The 19,374-nt window shown below is 64.4% G+C and carries 15 protein-coding genes; 5 read left to right on the forward strand and 10 right to left on the reverse strand.

The window, feature by feature from the left end:
* The first annotated feature begins 62 nt into the window (after positions 1–62).
* The 3 genes from PCO31010_RS20460 (at position 63) to PCO31010_RS20470 (ending at position 2,652) form a co-directional block, all read left to right on the forward strand.
* Complete coding sequence (locus PCO31010_RS20460; RefSeq protein WP_150666116.1) at positions 63–1,292, forward strand: c-type cytochrome; 1,230 nt, start codon at positions 63–65, stop codon at positions 1,290–1,292.
* Positions 1,293–1,388: 96 nt separating this feature from the next.
* Positions 1,389–2,072 (forward strand): helix-turn-helix transcriptional regulator, encoded by a 684-nt coding sequence (locus PCO31010_RS20465; protein WP_150665906.1) that lies wholly within the window; start codon positions 1,389–1,391, stop codon positions 2,070–2,072.
* Between the two features lie 205 nt (positions 2,073–2,277).
* Positions 2,278–2,652 carry a VOC family protein gene (locus PCO31010_RS20470; RefSeq protein ID WP_039402439.1) on the forward strand — a complete coding sequence of 125 codons (375 nt, stop codon included), beginning with the start codon at positions 2,278–2,280 and terminating at the stop codon, positions 2,650–2,652.
* A gap of 108 nt (positions 2,653–2,760) precedes the next feature.
* On the opposite strand, the gene msrA is transcribed toward PCO31010_RS20470, so the two are convergent.
* The 3 genes from msrA to msrB all read right to left on the reverse strand — a co-directional run bounded on the left by msrA (position 2,761) and on the right by msrB (position 6,097).
* Positions 2,761–3,519, reverse strand: coding sequence for a peptide-methionine (S)-S-oxide reductase MsrA (gene msrA, locus PCO31010_RS20475; protein WP_150665907.1), 759 nt, complete (start codon positions 3,517–3,519; stop codon positions 2,761–2,763).
* Positions 3,520–3,564: 45 nt separating this feature from the next.
* Positions 3,565–5,412, reverse strand: coding sequence for a cytochrome c biogenesis protein DipZ (locus PCO31010_RS20480; protein WP_150665908.1), 1,848 nt, complete (start codon positions 5,410–5,412; stop codon positions 3,565–3,567).
* Positions 5,413–5,488: 76 nt separating this feature from the next.
* On the reverse strand, positions 5,489–6,097 hold the full coding sequence (gene msrB / locus PCO31010_RS20485) for a peptide-methionine (R)-S-oxide reductase MsrB (protein WP_217426184.1): 609 nt from the start codon (positions 6,095–6,097) through the stop codon (positions 5,489–5,491).
* Positions 6,098–6,342: 245 nt separating this feature from the next.
* On the opposite strand from msrB, the gene PCO31010_RS20490 reads away from it, so the two are divergent.
* Together PCO31010_RS20490 and PCO31010_RS20495 are read left to right on the forward strand one after the other, a co-directional pair.
* Complete coding sequence (locus PCO31010_RS20490; protein ID WP_150665909.1) at positions 6,343–7,098, forward strand: response regulator transcription factor; 756 nt, start codon at positions 6,343–6,345, stop codon at positions 7,096–7,098.
* The gene (locus PCO31010_RS20495) at positions 7,095–8,603 is read left to right on the forward strand and encodes a sensor histidine kinase (protein WP_150665910.1); all 1,509 of its coding nucleotides are present in this window, start codon (positions 7,095–7,097) and stop codon (positions 8,601–8,603) included. The genes PCO31010_RS20490 and PCO31010_RS20495 overlap by 4 nt, the downstream gene beginning before the upstream one ends.
* Here the strand turns inward: PCO31010_RS20495 and PCO31010_RS20500 are convergent.
* From PCO31010_RS20500 to PCO31010_RS20530, 7 genes are all read right to left on the reverse strand, one after another.
* Positions 8,587–9,738, reverse strand: coding sequence for a hypothetical protein (locus tag PCO31010_RS20500; protein ID WP_150665911.1), 1,152 nt, complete (start codon positions 9,736–9,738; stop codon positions 8,587–8,589). The genes PCO31010_RS20495 and PCO31010_RS20500 overlap by 17 nt on opposite strands.
* Positions 9,739–9,895: 157 nt before the next feature.
* Positions 9,896–11,275: a DASS family sodium-coupled anion symporter gene (locus PCO31010_RS20505; protein ID WP_150665912.1), complete on the reverse strand. Its 1,380-nt coding sequence runs from the start codon at positions 11,273–11,275 to the stop codon at positions 9,896–9,898.
* A gap of 253 nt (positions 11,276–11,528) precedes the next feature.
* Positions 11,529–12,899, reverse strand: coding sequence for an APC family permease (locus PCO31010_RS20510; RefSeq protein ID WP_150665913.1), 1,371 nt, complete (start codon positions 12,897–12,899; stop codon positions 11,529–11,531).
* Positions 12,900–13,094: 195 nt separating this feature from the next.
* Positions 13,095–14,567, reverse strand: a complete 1,473-nt coding sequence (locus PCO31010_RS20515; RefSeq protein WP_150665914.1) for an NAD-dependent succinate-semialdehyde dehydrogenase — start codon at positions 14,565–14,567, stop codon at positions 13,095–13,097.
* 89 nt (positions 14,568–14,656) lie between these two features.
* The gene (locus tag PCO31010_RS20520; protein WP_150665915.1) at positions 14,657–16,036 is read right to left on the reverse strand and encodes an aspartate aminotransferase family protein; all 1,380 of its coding nucleotides are present in this window, start codon (positions 16,034–16,036) and stop codon (positions 14,657–14,659) included.
* 252 nt (positions 16,037–16,288) lie between these two features.
* Positions 16,289–17,674 carry an aspartate aminotransferase family protein gene (locus PCO31010_RS20525; protein WP_150665916.1) on the reverse strand — a complete coding sequence of 462 codons (1,386 nt, stop codon included), beginning with the start codon at positions 17,672–17,674 and terminating at the stop codon, positions 16,289–16,291.
* A gap of 95 nt (positions 17,675–17,769) precedes the next feature.
* Positions 17,770–19,245: an NAD-dependent succinate-semialdehyde dehydrogenase gene (locus PCO31010_RS20530; RefSeq protein WP_150665917.1), complete on the reverse strand. Its 1,476-nt coding sequence runs from the start codon at positions 19,243–19,245 to the stop codon at positions 17,770–17,772.
* Positions 19,246–19,374: the final 129 nt, after the last annotated feature.

Genomic DNA, 19,374 nt, shown 5'->3' on the forward strand with positions numbered 1-19,374 from the left:
GCAACGACTCCACGACACCGAAGCCGCCCGAGCCGGGCCAGCCACCGCAGCCGAAGACGTCGATGGTGCCGTCGCTCGTGACGAGCGCGATGGCGGCAGACGCGCCTGCTGCGGCATCGGCGACGGCCGCCGCGACCACGCCCGCCACGACACCGGCCGCGCCGTCCGAGCTGATCGCTCGCGGCAAGTATCTGACGCGCGCGGCCGACTGCGCGGCGTGCCATACGAGTGCGGACGGTGCGCCGTTCGCCGGTGGTGTGCCGCTCAAGTCGCCGTTCGGCACGTTCTACGGCACGAACATCACACCGGACAAGACGAACGGCATCGGCGGCTGGACAGCCGAAGAGTTCTATCGCGCGCTGCACGACGGCGTCGCGCCGGACAAGGCCTTGTACCCGGCCATGCCTTACACGTCCTACCGGCAGATGACGCGCGCGGACAGCGACGCCATCTACGCTTACCTGATGTCGGTGAAACCGGCCGCCGTGCCGAACCGCAAGCACGACCTTTCGTTCCCGTACAACGTCCGCATGGCCATGCGCGCTTGGGACTGGATGTTCCTCAAGGACACGCTGCCCGATGCGGCGAAAGGCCAGTCGGCGGACTGGCTGCGCGGGCGTTATCTCGCCAACGCGCTGGGCCACTGCGCGGAATGCCACACGCCGCGCGGCACGTTCGGTCAACTGGACAAAGCGAAGCCGCTCGGCGGCGCTGCGCTCGCGCGTATCGCGGCCCCCGATCTGACGCCTGAGGCGTTGGCCGCGCGCGGCTGGACGGTGAAGGATCTGCAAACGTTCTTCGGCACGGGCATTGCGCCGCAAGGCTCGGCGTTTGGCGAGATGTATCCGGTGGTGCATCTGAGCACGCAGTACCTGACGCCGGACGACCTTCGGTCGCTTTCGACGTATCTGCTCGGCGACGCGCCGCCCGCACCGAAGCCGCTGCCGGAGAGCCCCGACACGAGCAAGCTGATGGCGGGACGCAATATGTACCTGGCGGTGTGCGCCGGATGCCACGCAGCGGACGGCACCGGCAAGCCCCACGTGGCGGTCTCGATGCTGGGCAATTCGACCGTGCGTCAGAAGGATCCGCGTAATCTCATCGTCACGATTCTCGATGGCGTGGAAGCGCAGAAATTCCCGGGACTGGAAGCGATGCAGGACATGCCGGGCTTCGACAAACGTCTGACCGATGCGCAGATCTCCGAGCTGACCAACTACTTGCGCGTGGCCTACGGCGGGCAGGCAGGCGACGTGAACTCCGAGATTGTCAAACAACTGCGTCAGAAGTAATGCGGGTGGTGTAAGGCGGACGCCGTTCCGACGCACCGCACCGCACCGCACCGCGCGGCATCGCATCAAACGGGACATGGCGCATAATGACGCGCCATGTCCCGCACACAACGTCTCTTCTCCCTCATGCAATTGCTGCGCCGTCACCGCTATCCGGTGCCGGGGGCCGCGCTCGCCAGTTCGCTGGGCGTGAGCCTGCGCACGCTCTATCGCGACATCGCCGAATTGCAGTCGCAGGGCGCGCATATCGAGGGGGCGCCGGGGCTGGGGTACGTCCTCAAGCCGGGCTTCATGCTGCCGCCGCTGATGTTCTCGGAAGAGGAAATCGAAGCGATCGTGCTCGGCTCACGCTGGGTCGCCAAGCGCACCGATGGGGCGTTGGCGGATGCGGCGGCGAATGCGTTGGCGAAGATCGCAGCGGTGCTGCCGTCGGACCTGCGCACGTCGCTTGAGGCGTCGACATTGCTCATCGGACCGGGTGATCCGCTGCCGCCGATGATCGTCGATCTGACCGACATTCGCGAGGCCATTCGCGCCGAGCGCAAACTTCATCTGTCCTATCGCGACGAAGCCGGACGTCTGTCCGAGCGCGTTGTCTGGCCGTTCGCGCTGGGCTTCTTCGATCGCGTTCGAATGATCCTCGCGTGGTGCGAGCTGCGCGACGATTTCCGCAGCTTCCGCGCCGACCGCATCGAAGCCATGACCGTTGCCGACACCCGTTATCCGCGCGGACGCCGTACGTTGCTCAAGGCGTGGCGAGAGACGTCCGGGAAGGGGTGATGCCATGCCTGCGAAGCATGAGAAAAATCTACCTTCGGATGCATCGAATTCACGTTTGAAATCGGCGTTCGACTGCTGACAAAATCTGACAGCATCGCTTCGTACGATGGCGTCCATGGCAGCGCGCAACGGCTTTCACTCCCGAAGTGACCGACGCCGTGCTGTCGATGAGAACGTCATTGATAACGAACGACAGGAGCTTGTCATGCTGCATCCGGATATGGTCAATTTGTATGTCGCGAGTCCCCCCGAAAGCGCAGGCTTCTACGCCGAGCTGTTCGGCATGGAGCCGGTCGAAGCGTCGCCGGGGTTTGCGTTGTTCACGCTGCCTACGGGCATGAAGCTGGGGTTGTGGGCGCGTTATTCGGTCGCACCGACGGTTATCGCGCCACCGGGCGGCAGCGAGGTGGTGTTTCCTGTGCAATCCAAAGCACACGTCGATGCGACGTGGGAAGACTGGAGTGCACGCGGCATCACGATCCTGCAGGCACCGACGGACATGGACTTCGGCCGCACGTTCGTGGCATCGGACCCCGACGGTCATCGTCTGCGCGTGTACAAGCTGTCGGACGAGCGCTAACGGTTGGGGCGACGACTGCCGTGGTGAACTGGCTGCGGTGATATGCCGTGCCAGCGCATGGCCAGCGCGTAGCCGCTGTGATGACCGGCTATGCGCTGGATACTTCGATTACTTCGCCGACGCGGTCTTTACGAGCACAGGCGTATCGCGGTACTGCGTGGGGAAGACACGCTTGAGGTCCTTCACCTTCGGCAGATCGTTGATGACGATGTACGGATAGTTCGGGTGCTCCGTCAGAAAGTCCTGATGGTAGGTCTCGGCGGCATAGAAACCCGTGTACTTCTCCACTTTCGTCGCAATGGGTTTGCTGTAGGCGTGCGAGGCGTCAAGTTGCGCGATGTAGGCGGTTGCAACCTGACGTTGTGCGTCGGTCATCGGGAACACGGCCGAGCGGTATTGCGTGCCGCTGTCCGGACCCTGGCGGTTCACTTCCGTCGGGTTGTGAGCCACCGAGAAGTAGATTTGCAGCAGCTTGCCGTAAGACACCTGCTGCGGGTCGAACGTCACCTGCACCGACTCGGCGTGTCCGGTCGAGCCGCTGCTCACGGTTTCATAGTCGGCGGTCTTGGCGGTGCCCCCGGCGTAGCCGGACTCAGCCTTCGTCACGCCCTTCACGTGCTGGAAGACGCCTTGCACGCCCCAGAAGCAGCCGCCTGCGAAGACCGCCGTTTCGGTGCGTGCGCCGGTCGACGGCTCGTCGAGCTTTGGCGCGGCGATGACGACGGACGGCTCCGCGCCGCCGAAGGCGTACGCGCCGATTTGCCACGCGAATACCCCGGAGGCGACGGCGGCAGCGCCGAGCAATACGCGCCGCAGGCGCGATGCTGGCGACTTTTGACTGTGATGCTTCGAATTGGACTGGATCATTTCAAACTCCCGGCTGTAACCGAAATAACGGAGATGTTGGGTCGCTCAACCAAACGTGAATGCATAAGCCGATGCGCCCGGATCGAGAAACTCGATGGTGAATGTGCGGTCTTGCACGTCGCCCGTCTGGCGCACCAATTGATAAAGACGCTGAGAGGTCACGGTGCCCGTGCCGTCGGCAGCCACATCGGTGCCATGCGCGTTGCCGGGGGCCTGTCCGTCGACCGTCACACGAAAGCGCACGGGTTTGCCGTTGGCGTCCGGCCCGAGCACGAGGTGCAGATCGCGGGCATGGAAGCGATAGACGATGCGCGCACCGGCTTGCGTTGCCGTGGCCTGTTCCGGGCCGACATTCCAGCGTCCGGCAAGCCCCCAGTTGTTCAGCGACGGTGCGGTCGGCGCGCGATAGTCGCTGACGGCGTCCTTTACCGCACCGCCCGGCGACGTGAAGTTCTCGGCGCGTTCATAGCCGACATACGTCTCCGGTGAGCGCACGTCGCTCATGTCGGGCGCTTGCTGGACACCGGCGGCCTTCACATCGGCAATGCCGTCGGCAACTTGTTTCGCACCGGCTTCGCGCAGCAATTGCTGGATCACACGCTCGGACTCGGCGTAATTGCCTTCGCCGAAGTGGTGGTAGCGCACGCGACCTTGTGCGTCGACGAAGTAATGTGCGGGCCAGTACTGGTTGTTGAAGCCGCGCCAGATGGCGTAGTTGTTGTCGATGGCGACCGGATAGTCGACACCCAGATCGTTCACCGCCTTCTTCACGTTGTTGATGTCGCGCTCGAAGGCGAATTCGGGGGCATGCACGCCGATGACGACCAACCCCTGATCGCGATACTTCTGCGCCCACGCCTTCACGTACGGCAAGGTGCGCAGGCAGTTGATGCACGAGTACGTCCAGAAGTCGACGAGGACGACCTTGCCGCGCAGTGCCTGTGCGGTGAGCGGCGGCGAGTTGAGCCATTGGACGGCACCGTCGAGCGAAGGCAACTGCCCTTCGACCGGCAGCGGTGCGGGTTCATTCGCTGCGGTGCGGACCATCGCATTGCTCGCGGCCATCATGGCCGAGCCGTTGGCGGCGTTGTTCGCATCGGCTTGCGGCGCTTGCGGTGCATTGCCGCTGTCGTTGCCATTGGCATTCCGGCGCGCGCCCAACTGATCGACCAGCCGCTGTTCGATGCCACCGGTCGAGGCCGTCGAGACCTGCGCCAGCACGCCCGTATCGAGGCCGAGGGCAATGGCAGCGACACCCGCGAGCATCAGACCGCCGAGCACGCGACGAATCCACTCGCCTGCGCCCAGCGAGCGCTTCATGGTGGCGAAGACGCGTCCGCCGACGAGCAGAGCCAGTGCGAGCGACGTGGCAGCACCTGCGGCGTACGCGACGAGCAGCAGCGTTGTGCCGACGCTCGCACCTTGCAGTGCGGCCCCCGTCAGCACCAGACCGAGAATCGGACCGGCGCACGGTGCCCAGAGCAGGCCCGTAGCAATGCCGAGCAGGAACGACGCACCGGGACCGGTGCCCTTGGACTCGCCTGCGGTGGTGTCGTCGCTCTGTGCGGATTGCGTCAGACGGTTGCCCAGCGACACGAGCGGGTGCGTGAGACGTTCGGCCAGCTTCGGAAAGAGCAGCGTCGCACCGAACACGGCGACGAGGGCGAGCGCGAGCCAGCGGCCGTATTGGTTGGCCTGCACGACCCAGCTACCGCCGACGGCGGCCAGCGTGGCGACCAGCGCGAACATCAGCACCATGCCCGCGAGCATGGGCAGCACGCTGCGCGAGAACGACTGACCGGCACGCGAGAACACGAACGGCAGCACCGGCAAGATGCACGGGCTGACGATCGTCAGAATCCCACCGAGGTAGGCAAGGATGAGCAAAGTCATGGAGCGCTCCTTGAGCGGCGTCCGACGTGCAGACGCTGCGAGCTTTTATTAGGCGTTACGTCTTGGTGGGCCGATATCAGGCGGCTTGCGGATGAAACGTCATCGCAAGGCCATTCATGCAGTAGCGCAGGCCGGTCGGCTTGGGACCGTCGTCGAAGACGTGGCCCAGGTGGCCACCGCAACGGCTGCAATGAACCTCCGTGCGCACCATGCCGAAGCTGCGGTCGGTATGGGTGCCCACGGCCTTGTCGAGCGGCGTCCAGAAGCTCGGCCAGCCGGTGTGGCTGTCGAACTTGGTGCGCGACGAGAACAACGGCTGCGCGCAGCCCGCACAGGCGAAGGTGCCCGCACGGTGTTCGTCGTTGAGCGGGCTGGAATACGGCCGTTCGGTGCCTTCCTGACGCAGGATCTCGTATTGACCGGCGGTGAGGCGCTTACGCCATTCGGCGTCACTGAAGGCCACCTCGAAGTGTTCGGTGGCGTTGGCGCCTTCGGCCGCCACGGCCGGACGCACCAGGCGCGGCACCAGCCCGGCGGCTACGGCAGCGGCGGCGGCCGTCGCGCTCAGCAAAAACAGGCGACGCGCGGGTGTCGGGGCGGCGCTGGCCGCCACGGCACGTGCAGGCTGGGTCGCCGGTGTGGCGGGCTTCCGGGGCTTGGGCGGGTACAAATCGGACAATCTCATGACATCCTCCGGTCAGTAGGACGATCCGGCGCGGGCTGGCCCCGCCACGGCAAGCTGGGGAGCCTGATGCGTGCATTGGCGGTGGTACGGCACAGAGGGGATCCGTGCCGGATCGATGACTGAAGATTAGTCGCCCGGCGATGGCAAAGTCCTCACGTAAAATTAAACAATTCGTGATACCTCCAGGAGCGCGATCTGCGCACAATGGGGCCTTCAAGACTCACTTTCCGGGAGCTTCCCGTCCGATGGAATCGCCGCGCCGTGTCCTGCTCGTCGAAGACGACGTGCATATTGCCGACTTGCTCACGCTGCATTTGCGCGACGAGCGGTTTGAGGTCGTGCATTGCGCCGATGGCAACGAGGGCCTGCGGCGACTGGCCGAAGGCGGCTGGGACGCCCTGATCCTCGATCTCATGCTGCCCGGCGTCGACGGGCTGGAAATCTGCCGCCAGGCGCGGCAGATGACCCGCTACACCCCCATCATCATCACCAGCGCCCGCTCCAGCGAGGTCCACCGGATTCTCGGGCTGGAACTGGGGGCAGACGACTACCTCGCCAAGCCCTTTTCCGTGCTGGAGCTGGTCGCGCGAGTCAAGGCGCTGATGCGCCGCGTGGATGCGCTCGCCCGCAATGCCCGCATGGAAGCAGGCAGTCTGGCGATTGCCGGGCTGTTCATCGACCCGATTGCGCGCGAGGCCACGCTCGGCGGCAAGCTGCTCGATCTCACGCCGCGCGAGTTCGATCTGCTGTACTTCTTCGCGCGTCAGCCCGGCAAAGTGTTCTCGCGCATGGATCTGCTCAACGCTGTGTGGGGCTATCAGCATGAAGGGTACGAACACACCGTGAACACGCACATCAACCGCTTGCGGGCCAAGATCGAAGCCGATCCCGCGCAGCCCACGCGCATCCTCACTGTCTGGGGACGCGGTTACAAGTTCGCGAACGACAGTGCGCCAGAGGGTTCGGGCACTGGTAGCGGCACCGACGCGGGAGTCGCATGATGCGTCGCTGGAATCTCTCCCTGACCCAACGCCTGTCGCTCGTGTTCGCCGTGCTGCTGATCGTGTGCAGCGGCACGTCGGCATGGATGCAGGTGCAGGCGAACCGCATGCACGAAGCCGAAGTGATTCAGGGGCTTTCGCGCGGGCTGGCCGAGCACATCGCCGCCAATGCACAGCTGATGGATGCGAACGGCATGAAGCCGGATGCCGTGCGACGTCTGTTCGGGCAACTGATGGTCGTGAATCCGAGCGTCGAGGTCTATCTGCTCGACGAGCAGGGACGCATCACCGGGCACGCAGCGCCGGAAGGGCGTGTGCGTCGCATGCAGGTCGATCTCGGACCGGTGCATCGTCTGATCGACGGCGAGGCGCTGCCGATCTACGGCGACGATCCGCGCAACGCCGACGTGCGCAAAGTCTTCAGCGCCGCACCTTTGCGCGTGGACGGGCGCGAAGTCGGTTACGTCTATGTCGTGCTGCTGGGCGAGGCGCATGACCGGTTCGCCGAACGCGGGGCGACGAGTGCTGCACTCAATACGGCGCTGTGGTCGATCGGTCTCGTGGCGGCACTCTGTCTGATCGCGGGTCTGGCGGCGTTTGCACTCATTACGCGCCCCCTGCGGCGACTGACGGAGACCGTGCGCGAATTCGACATCGACGCCGCACCGCCGCCGATGCCTGCCTTGTCGGCGGAAGCGCTGGCGGCGGAGCAGGCGCGTCCGAGCGACGAGATCACGGTGCTGGAGCGGGCGTTCCGTCAGATGGCCGAGCGTCTGGGCACGCAATGGCGCACGCTGACGCGTCAGGATCAGGAGCGGCGTGAACTCATCGCCAACATCTCTCACGATTTACGTACGCCGCTTTCGTCGCTGCACGGCTATCTGGAGACGCTTTCGCTCAAGGACGCGACGCTCTCGCCCGACGAGCGGCGGCGCTATCTCGGCATTGCGCTCGATCAGAGTAGCAAGGTCGGTGCGCTGGCGCAGTCGTTGTTCGAGCTGGCGCGCCTTGAGCATGGGTTTGTGCAGCCGGAGCTGGAGCCGTTCTCCGTGACGGATCTGATACAGGACGTCTTCCAGAAATTCGAGCTGAGCGCCGAGTCGCGCGGCGTGGCACTGCGTGCGCAACTCGCGCCACAGATTCCGGCGGCGCGGGGCGATCTCGGTCTGATCGAGCGGGTCTTCACGAACTTGCTGGAAAATGCGCTGCGTTATACGCCGCCGGGCGGCGAGATCACCGTGGCGGTGGCACCGGCCGGTTCGGAAATCGAAGTTCGGGTGAGCGATACGGGGCCGGGGATTCCGGAGAGCGCGCGCGAGGGCTTGTTCGAGCGGCCGTTCACGGTCGGCGGGGCGCGCCGCGAGGGCGGACTGGGATTGCGGATCGTGCATCGCATCCTGCAACTGCACGACCGGCGCATCACGTTGGTGGATACGTCCGGTTCGTCCGGTTCGTCCGATCAGGCAGCGCAGGGCGCGACGTTCCGCTTTACTTTGCCGACGTAAGTTTGTCGCTGGCGGCGGGTGCGGTCGATTCGGCGGCCGCTGCCGGTGAGGCGGTAGGGGGCGCTGGGATAGCGGGCGTCGCCACCGTGGTATCGAAGTACGTCAGCTTTCGCACGAAGACATTCGCGAACGGATCGACTCTGTCGCCGGGCGCGGTAATGACGATGCGCACAATGTTGCCGTGGCTGTCGTACTTGTAGTGGTACTCGGAGACATGGCGCTCGCCGGTGGCCGCGTCGGTGCGGGTCACGCGGACGAGTTCGTGGCGCGGCGAGTACTCCGAGACCTCGTTGTCCCATGCGAGTGGCAGCCATTGGCCGTCGATGAAGGCCGCCGCGCCGTTATCGCGCACGATGCGTCCGCCATCGGGCTTGCGCTCCACGCTGGCGAACGTGCGATACGACACCATCTTCGGTGCCGGGCGCGCACGCCCGTCGGCGGTGATCACCTGACGCGCCTCGTTCGGCGCTTCCCACTGACGCGACAGCGCGAAGCATTCGTCGTCGAACTGACGCGCCTGAAGCGTGCCGGGTCGGCGATGGCGCAGGCTGTTCGAGCTGGACACCAGCGTGCGCGTCCATTCGAGATGCCCGTCTTCCTGACGCACCTGTTCCTTCCATGCGGGATGCCGCGTTGCGTGCACGATCCACTCGTCCGGCCCTTGCCAGTCGACACTGCTGCCGTTGATGCTGTGCAGGCGGCCATCGACGTCGTAGGTGTAGCGCCCGCGATCGGTGCTGGCGAGCAGGTGGCCTTGCGCGTCGAATTCCATCACGAAGCGATTGCCGTTATCGAGCGGGCCGACTTTACCGGTGACGCGGTCGTAGCTCGCGATGAATCGCGTTTCCTCGATCTTGCGAACGCCGGCGGGAATGCCGCCGAAGTTGCGCATGAGGTCGTCTTCTTCACGCAGCGAGGTTTGCACACACCACGGCAGTGGTGCTGCGGCCTGCGGTGTTTCGGTGGACGGGGCGGCAGAGGCGGCGCTCATCGGCGACGTCGTCGCAGCGCGGGGCGTCTGCGGGCTTGCCGGTGAGGCCGGGAGTGCGCCGGGTCGCGTGCCTGCACAACCGGCAAGCACTGCGGTGAGTGCGGCGAGTGCCAGAGCAGCGCGCACAGGACGTAAAGAAAGCATGGATTGGACAGTTCGGGCAGGTGAAGCAGACATCATCGCAACGGATTGCCGGAGGTATTTTTCCTAGATTGTACCGGCTCCGTGTGACGAGTCCGTTTGAGCGGCTGAGGGGAGGGGCACCGGAGGTCGACGCAGGGTCGCCCCCCGGCTCACGTCATTAGCGCCAGAGCGTCCACGCGAAGCCCGTGATCACAAGGATGCAGACGATATTGATGACGAATCCTGCGCCGACCATCGAGCGTTGCGGCACGCAGCCGGTGCCGAACACGATGGCGTTGGGGGGCGTGGCCACCGGCAGCATGAAGGCGCACGACGCGCCGATGCCGATCACCATCGTCAGCAAGGCTTCGGGCATGCCCAGCGAGACCGAAATGGCGGCGAAGATCGGCACGAGAATCGCTGCGCTGGCGGTGTTGCTCGTCAGTTCGGTCAGGAAGATGATGAACGCCGCGGTGATCAGCAGGACCAAAAGGGTCGGGCTGGTGGCGAAGATGCTGGACACGGCGTTCGCCATGACGACGCTCGCGCCCGAGTCGCGTAAGACCACGCTGAGCGTGAGGCCACCGCCGAACAGCAGCAGCACGCCCCAGTCGGTGTGTTCCTGAATCTGTTTCCATGAGGCGACGCCGGTCGTCGCGATGAGGATGGCGGCAAGCAGGGCGATCAGCGTGTCGAGCTGCTTGACGCCGCCGAGCCACACCGAGAGCTGCTGGCTGAAGATCCAGGTCACGACCGTAAATCCGAAGATGCCGACGGCGGCGATGCGCTGGCCGCTCCACGTCATCGGCTCGACGTCGAGATCGACCTTCTGGTCCAGACGCGGGCGCAACACCAGATACATAGTGGCCATCATGAGCGGCAGCAGCACGGCGACCAAAGGCACACCGAATTTGGCCCAGGTCAGGAAGTCGATGCCCAGATGCGACGCGACCATGGCGTTGGGAACACTGCCGACGACAGTGCCCAGTCCGCCGATATTCGCGCTGTACGCAATGCCGAGCAGAAGGAAGGTGAACGTGCGGCGGTCGCGATTGGCGTCGAGTTGCGAGAGGATGCCCATGGCCAGCGGCAACATCATCGCGGTCGTCGACGTGTTGTTGACCCACATCGACAGCATGGCGGTGGTGAGGAACAGCATGATCGCCGCCCGATTCATGCGTCCGCCGGCGAGCTTCAGGAGCCGGTTCGCGAGGAAGCGGTCGAGACCCTGAATACGCATGGCCGTGGCCAGCGCAAAGCCGCCGAAGAAAAGGAAAACGATCGGGTGGGCGAACGACGTCAACGCGGTGGGGACTTCGAGAATGCCGAGCAGCACGGCAAGGACCGGCACCATCAGTGCCGTGGCCGTCAGGTGGACGGCTTCGGACAGCCACAACACGGCGATGAAGATGGTGAGTGCGAGCCCACGGTTGGTCTTGTCGTCAAACGGCAAGAAGGTAATGAGCGCCACCATCAGGATGGCATTGGTCAGCAGCACACAGGCGTCGCGGGCGGACATCGCCCATTGGCGGGTGACGGTTGCGGCAAGTTCGTTCATCTCCTGGTACCTCGGTATGCAATTGTTCTTCGTGGAGCTTCCCGTCGTAGCAAGCTACGTGGGGGCGACGCTGCGCACGATGGCCGGCGGACACACCGACAGTCGCGCGTCCGCCTTTGATGCCAGGAAATTGCAGGAGGTGCCTTAGGAAATCGCTCATACGCAATGTTGTGTGGCGGGAATGTTCACCCGCGCTTGGCACCAGGCACATGACGGTGTCCGTCGCGTTCCCTAAGGAAAAGTTCGCCTGAGCTTACGCTGCGCGGGCGGCCCAGATCTTTTTTCGATTCAAGATGAGCGGGATTGCGCCGATCGCGATCCCGCCCATGCCGACGACGTTCGTCACCCAGTCGAACGTCGGCACGCTGTAGAGCGCAATAAAGAAAAGAAAAACACCGCTGACCACTGGCCAGATAACATGCGTCACGGCCACCCACGGGCCCTGTGTGAGCGTCTTGCGGTAGTACCATCCGCACGCCATCCCCGTCAGCCCCAGATAGAAGCAGATCTGAAAGCCGATCGCGGTGATCGAATCCTGAAGGATGACGTTGATGGTCGGCAGATACGACGACATCAGCAGCAACACCATCCCGGCGACCCAGATGAATAAGATGGCCACGTGTGGTGTCTGCCAGCGCGGATGCAACCGCGCGTAACGCTGGTGCAGCGCACCGTCGCGGCTCTTTGCAAAAAGGGTGCGCGTGAATTGCAGCACCTGCGTCTCGACCGTCCCCACCGTGCTTAGCAAAACTGCGACGATTGCCACGTAGCCCCACGTCGGCCCGAAGAGCTTTTCCGCAATCGCGAAAATGATGTTCGTGTTGTAGTGCTGGATTTCGGCGTCGGATAGCCCCAGCAGCGCGATGACGATGAAGATCAGGAAGAACACCATCAGAAACACCATCGACCAGAACGCCGCACGTCCCGGCGTGCGATTCGAGTCGCGGGTTTCCTCGCTGAGATTCATGGTGACGTCCCAGCCGTAGAAAAAGAAGATCGACACCAGCGCGCTATTGGCGAAGGCCTGTGGTGTGAAAGCTAGCGGGGAGAACCAGGACAGCGAGAACGCGTGCTGTGGCGCATGTGGGAAGACGAAGAAGCTCGCCACGATGATCGCAAACAGGATCACGCCTTCTACAATCGTCATCAATACCTGCACATGGCTCGTCAGCTTGATGCCCTTGACGACGACCACGCTCACGAAGGTGAGCCACGCCGCGGCGATGAGTGTCACGTCGTGGACGTTGTTCATCATGGGCCGGTCGAAGATGAGCAGTGTGGCATTCGCCGCCGGGATCATGGCCGACACCATGAACACGCAGCACAACACCAGCAGCGCCCAGCCCGCGAAGAAGCCCAGCGTGCGCCCGAATACCATGCTGACCCACGAGTAGGACGTCCCGGCGCTCGCCAGCGCCCGATTCATGTTGATGAATGCGTAGGCAATGCCGAACATGATCAGCCCGCACACCAGAATGCTCGCGGGCGACAGGGTACCTGCCGTGCCTATGATCGTGGATGTCGTGATCTCGATGCTGTATGCCGGTGCGGTACCGGCGATCCCCATGATCACGGACTCGGTGATCCCGAGCGAATCGGCGTTGAGCTTGACGGGCTGGTTCATCGGCGCACGACCCTCGGGACGGTGAGTGAGTGATCCGACTTTTACTCCGTGCGTAATAACCCGGCAAGTCAGGGGTTGCCCGAGAGACTCAGCGAGCGTCACCGCAATTCAGGCCAACGGATTTTCCCGTCCAAAGCTTCCCGTCGTAGCAAGCTACGCGGGGGCGACGCTGCGCACGATGGCCGGGTAGTGTCATCAATCCAGCCCGCCCTGGCAGATGTACTTGATGGACAGATAGTCGTCGAGCCCATACTTGGAGCCCTCACGTCCATAGCCGGAGGACTTCACGCCACCGAACGGCGCGGCTTCGCTCGAGACGGCGCCTTCGTTCATGCCGATGACACCGGCTTCGAGACGCCGTGCCACTCGCTCGGCACGGCGCATGTTCTGCGTGTAGAAGTAGGCGGCCAACCCGAACGGCGTGTCGTTGGCGCGTTGAATCACTTCATCCTCGGTGTCGAAACGGAACAGCGGTACCACCGGCCCAAAGGTCTCCTCGCGGCTGACGAGCATCTCGTCGTTCACATCGGCCAGCACGGTCGGTGCGAAGTAGTGCGGCCCGAGCGACGGCAGCGTCGTGCCACCGGTCAGCGTGCGGGCGCCATGCGAGCGCGCATCGTCGACATGACGACTGATCTTCTCCACGGCCCGACGATTGATCATCGGGCCGATTTGCGCCTGCGCGTCGCTGGCCGGTGCCACATGCAGCGCACTCACACGCTGTGAAAGCAACTCAGCGAACCGGTCGTAGACACCTGCTTGCACATACACCCGATTCGGGCACACGCACGTTTGTCCGCCATTGCGGAACTTCGACGCCATCAGGCCTGTGACTGCCGCGTCGAGGTCGGCATCGTCGAACACGATGAACGGCGCATTCCCGCCGAGTTCGAGCGACAGCTTCTTGAGCGTGCCCGCCGATTCGCGTGCGAGATGTACCCCGACCGCAGTCGATCCGGTGAAGGTCACCTTGCGCACGCGTTCGTCGGCGAGCCAATCTGCCACGGCGTCAATGCCTTGTGCGCGCGACGCCGTGATCATGTTCAGCACGCCCGGCGGCACGCCGGCTTCGAGGGCCAGCGCCGCGAGGGCGAGCGCCGTGAGTGGCGTGTCTTCGGCGGGCTTGGCAACCACGGTGCAGCCCACGGCCAGCGCCGGGGCGATCTTGCGGGCGATCATCGCGAGCGGGAAATTCCAAGGCGTAATGGCGGCGACGACGCCAATGGGCTCCTTGACCGCCGACATGCGCTTGCCGGGCTGTTGTTGCGGAATCAGGTCGCCATAGACACGCGTCGCTTCCCCGGCGAACCAGTCGACGTACGACGCTCCATACGCCACTTCCCCACGCCCCTCTGCCAGCGGTTTGCCTTGCTCAAGCGAGATGATCCGGGCCAGATCGTCGGCGTTCGCAAGTATCAGTGCGTGCCAGCGCTTGAGCACCTCGGCGCGTTCTCGCGGCAGCTTGGCGCGCCACGCGGGCAGCGCACGGTAGGCGGCGTCGGTGGCGGCGCGGGCATCGGTGGCCGTACTGTCGGCAACGTCTGCCAGCAACGCATCGCTGGCAGGGTCGTGCACGGCGTAGCGACCGGCATCGCGGGCGTCGGTCCATTCGCCGTTGATCAGGTTCTGACGGCGCATCAAATCGGGGCGTGACAGGGAAAGCGACATTCGAATGAGTCTCCGGGAAAGCGGGGCAGAAGTTATCGGGCGCAGCCGTGGCGCATCAACTGATCCATCAGCAGATCCATCAGCGGACATCAAGCGCGCAAGGCGGCGCGCACATCGGCGGCGTCGAGTACTTCGTCGAGTGTCGTGCGCACGCGGGCGAAGAGTTCGGCGACGTCGTCCGCCGTGTAGCACAGGGCGGGCGCAAAGCCGAGAATGTTGTCGCCGAACGCGCGGAAGATCACACCGTTGCGATAGGCGGCAGCGCCGATCCGCTCGGGGAGCTTTAGCGACGCGTCGAAGCGCTGGCGTGTCGACTTGTCGGCCACGAGTTCGAGCGCACCGAGCAGGCCGCGATGACGGGCGTCGCCGACCAGCGGGTGGTCAAGGAAGGCATCCAGACCGTCGGCGAATGCCTTGGCCTGCGCCTGACCGTTCGCGAGCAAGCCGCCTTCGTCGTAGAGCTTCAGGCAGGCCAGACCGATGGCTGCACTGACCGGATGCGCCGAGTACGTCTGTCCGTGACCGACGGGCGTGCCGCGTGCGGCATCGGCCAGGGCTTGATAGATGGCGTCGGACATCAGCACGGCGCCCATCGGCGCATAACCGGCGGTCAGCCCCTTGGCCAGCGTCATGAGATCGGGAGATACGTCTTCCGCTTCGCAGGCGAACATCGGGCCGGTGCGACCGAATCCGGTGATGACTTCGTCGGCGACGAACAGAATGTCGAGCTTCTTGCAGGCGTCTCGCATGGCGCGCAGCCAGCCCTTGGGCGGCACGATCACGCCGCCGGAGCCTTGCACCGGTTCGCAGAAAAACGCAGCGACATGCTCGGCGCCCAACTCGCCGACCTTGGCTTCGAGCGCGGCGACCGACGCGGCAATGATGGCCTGCGGATCGTCGGGCGTGGCGCTGCGATAGGGATAGGGCGATGCGATGTGATGCTGTGTCGGCAACGGCAGATCGAAGTTGCGGTGAAACGCAGGCAGGGCGGTGAGGCCTGCGCCCGTCGACGACGAGCCGTGATATCCACGCTCCAGCGCGATGAAATGCTTCTTCGACGGCTTGCCGATGGCGTTGTAGTAATGGGTGATAAAGCGCACGGCGGCGTCGACGGCGTCCGACCCGCCAAGCGTGAAATACACGTGCTGCAACGACGGCGGCGTGAGTTCCACGAGCTTCTGCGCCAGCTTGATGGCGGGGGCCGAAGCGAAGCCGAAATAGCCTGTGGCATAAGGTAGCCGGTTCAACTGCTCGGTGGCGGCCTTGACGATAGACGCCTGCCCGTAGCCGGTATTCACGCACCACAGTCCGGCAAAACCGTCGAGCAGCGCGTGTCCGTTGGCATCGTGCAGCCAGGCCCCGTTGCCGCTGGTGAGCACCGTCGCCCCTTGCGCCTCATGCGCGCGGTAGTCGGCCACAGGATGGATCAGGAACTGGCGATCGGCCTCAATCAGCGATTCGATGGACATGCGCGGTACCTCGGGAGGATGGGAGTGGAGAAGTGGCCCCTGAGTCCCCCCAGAACAGGCCACCGTGTCATCCCATTAAAGCCGCGCCGAAAAGAGCGGTCATCCTACGAACCGATGGAGAGGGCGCGCGATGTGTCCTGCGATGTGCACGGTATTGCGACGTGCGACGCGCGCCGGAGCGTTCCGGTTGCCCGCGCAGCAGGTCATCCGTGATCCATTGCGGCAATCATCCGCACGACCCGCCGATTTCGCTCAGCGCAGCACCTGCGCTGCCACATCGTCGACCGCAGCGCGCGCAATGCTCACCATCTCGTCGACGTCCGCCCGCGTGGCGATCAGCGGCGGCGCGAAGCCCAGGATGTCGCCGTGCGGCATGGCACGCGCGATCATGCCGCGTGCGAGCGCAGCGGCCGAGATACGTGGGCCGATCTTCATGGCGGCATCGAACGGCTGCCGCGCTGCACCATCGGCCATGAATTCGACGGCGGCGAGCATGCCGACGTTGCGCACTTCCCCGACGAGCGGATGCGCGTCGAACGCGGCGTGCAGCTTCTCACCGAAGTATCGGCCAACGTCGGCGGCGTTCTGCGTCAGGTTCTCGCGCGTCAGAATATCGAGATTGGCGAGTGCGGCGGCCGCGCAGATCGGATGACCCGAGTAGGTCCAGCCGTGTCCCATCGGGCCGTGCTCGCGGGCACCGCGCTCGATTACGTCCCAGACACGTTCACCGACGATCACGCCCGAGAGCGGGGCGTAGGCGCTGGTCAGACCCTTGGCAATCGTGATGAGATCGGGCGTCATGCCGTAGTGTTGCGAGCCCATCGGCGAGCCGAGACGGCCGAAGCCGCAAACCACTTCGTCGGCAATGAGCAGAATGTCGTGACGACGCAGCACGGCCTGGATGGCGTCCCAATATCCGGCAGGCGGCGTAATGATGCCGCCGGTGCCCATCACCGGCTCGCCGATGAAGGCCGCAATCGTGTCGGCCCCTTCGCGGGCGATGAGCTTTTCGAGTTCCTCGACGCAATGCGCGACAAATGCCTGCTCGCTCATTCCCTGAGGCGCTTTGCGGTACCAATGAGGACACACGGTGTGATGCACGCGCTCAACAGGCAGATCGAAATGCTGATGAAAACTCGGCAGACCCGTCAGGCTGCCGGTCACGATGCCCGAGCCGTGATAGCCGCGCTCGCGCGAGATGATCTTCTTCTTTTTCGGTCGGCCCAGCACGTTGTTGTAGTACCAGACGATCTTGATCTGCGTTTCGTTGGCGTCTGACCCGGAGAGCCCGTAATACACCTTCTTCATGCCCGCGGGCGACCAGTCGATGATGCGTTTGGACAGCTCGATGATGGCGTCCGTCGAATGCCCGACGTACGTGTGATAGTAGGCGAGCGAGGTGGCCTGCTTGTGGATGGCGTCGGCCACTTCGGAGCGACCGTAGCCGATGTTCACGCAGTAAAGGCCAGCGAAGGCGTCGAGATAGCGGCGGCCCTCGTGATCTTCAATGTGCATGCCTTGTGCGGTGCGGATGATCTTACCCGGCAGCGTGCCGCTTGCGTGATCGGCCGCGTGGGTGGACGGGTGCATGAAGTGCGCGCGATCCTGCGCGAACAATTGGTCGGTCGAAGCGGCCATGAGATGTCTCCTTGATGTCGATGAGGTGAAGCAATGAGGTGGATGGGGCGTGATTTCGTCAATGCGTTGAGGACGCGAAGGCGGCAAACCTGGCGTCAGGCGTGATGCACGGGGATGCCGAGATTGCCGAGGCAGAAGTACTTGGTCTCGGTGAACGGTTCGAAGCCGTCGAGGCTGCCCTCGCGCCCGAGCCCGGACGCCTTCATCCCGCCGAACGGCACCGGCGCGCCGGTGAATTTCACGCCGTTCACGCTGACCATGGCGAAGTCGAGCCGCCGGATCAGCGTGAAGATTTCGTCGACGCGACGCCCGCACACATAGGCGGCGAGGCCGTACTCGGTGTCGTTGGCCTTCGCGATGACATCGTCGAGTGAGTCGAACGCGCATACCGCCGAAATCGGGCCGAAGTTCTCTTCGTCGTAAATGCGCATCCCGGGGGCGGCATCGGCCACCACGGTGGGGCTGTAGAACCAGCCACCCAGCGCATGGGCTTCGCCGCCAACGGTGATCTGTGCGCCCTTGCGCCGGGCGTCCTCCACACGCCCGGCGGTCGCATCGAATGCCGCCTGATGCATGAGCGGACCCACGTCGACGTTTTCCGCGAAGGCAGGGCCGACGCGCAGTTTCGCTACGGCCTGCGTGTAGCGATCCACGAACGCACCGTAACGCGCGCGCGCGACGAAGATGCGGTTGGCGGCGCAGCAGTCTTGTCCGGACGTCTGAAACTTTGCAGCGACGGCGATACGCACGGCCTCGTCGAGATCCACGTCGTCGAGCACGATGAACGGGGCATTCCCGCCGAGTTCGAGCGCGAGCTTCTTCACGCCGCTGGCCGCGGCTGCCTGCGCGACCAACTGTCCGACGCGCGTCGAACCGGTGAAGCTCACGGCGCGTACGCGGGCGTCGCCCACGAGGGTTCGCATGGCCATATCGGGCTCGCCCAGCACCACATTGAACAGGCCCGGCGGCAGCCCGGCTTCATCGGCCAATTGCGCGAGCGCCAACGCGCTGAATGGCGTTTCATGGGCGGGCTTCACGACGACGGCGCAACCGGCAGCCAATGCCGCTGCCGCCTTGCGCGTAATCATCGCGAAGGGGAAATTCCAGGGCGTGATGAGTGCGGCGACGCCGACCGGTTCGCGCACGGTGCCCAGTTGCGCGCCGTCGATATGGGAGGTGATGGTGCGGCCATCGAGGCGGCAGGCCTCGTGGGCGTACCACGCGATGAAAGACGCGCCATAACCGATTTCCCCGCGCGCCTCGCGCAATGGCTTGCCCTGCTCGCGCGAGAGAAGGATGGCAAGGTCGTCGGCATGTCGTTCAATCAGCGCATGCCAGCGGAGCAGGGTGGCGCAGCGTTGTGTGGCGGGCGTCCAGCGCCATGTGGTGAAGGCCCGTTGGGCCGCGTCGACGGCAGCGCGAATCTGATCGCGCGTGAGCATCGGCACGTGGCCGAGCGTGGTTTGATCGGCGGGATCGACAACGGCGATGGACGCGGCGTCCTCGCTATGCGTCCAACGGCCGTCGATGTAGCACAGCGATTTGAATAGCACCGGGTGGTCGAGCAGCATCGGCAATCTCCTGGCATGGCATTCGTTCGTCATGCAGAGATTGTCGGGGGCGCGAGGCCGATGTTTTTTCTGATCGGTGGGGGCGGACTGTGGCTTTTTTCTGAGTTGAAGCCGTCACGTAGAAAAATA

Source organism: Pandoraea commovens, assembly GCF_902459615.1.
Lineage (GTDB): Bacteria > Pseudomonadota > Gammaproteobacteria > Burkholderiales > Burkholderiaceae > Pandoraea > Pandoraea commovens.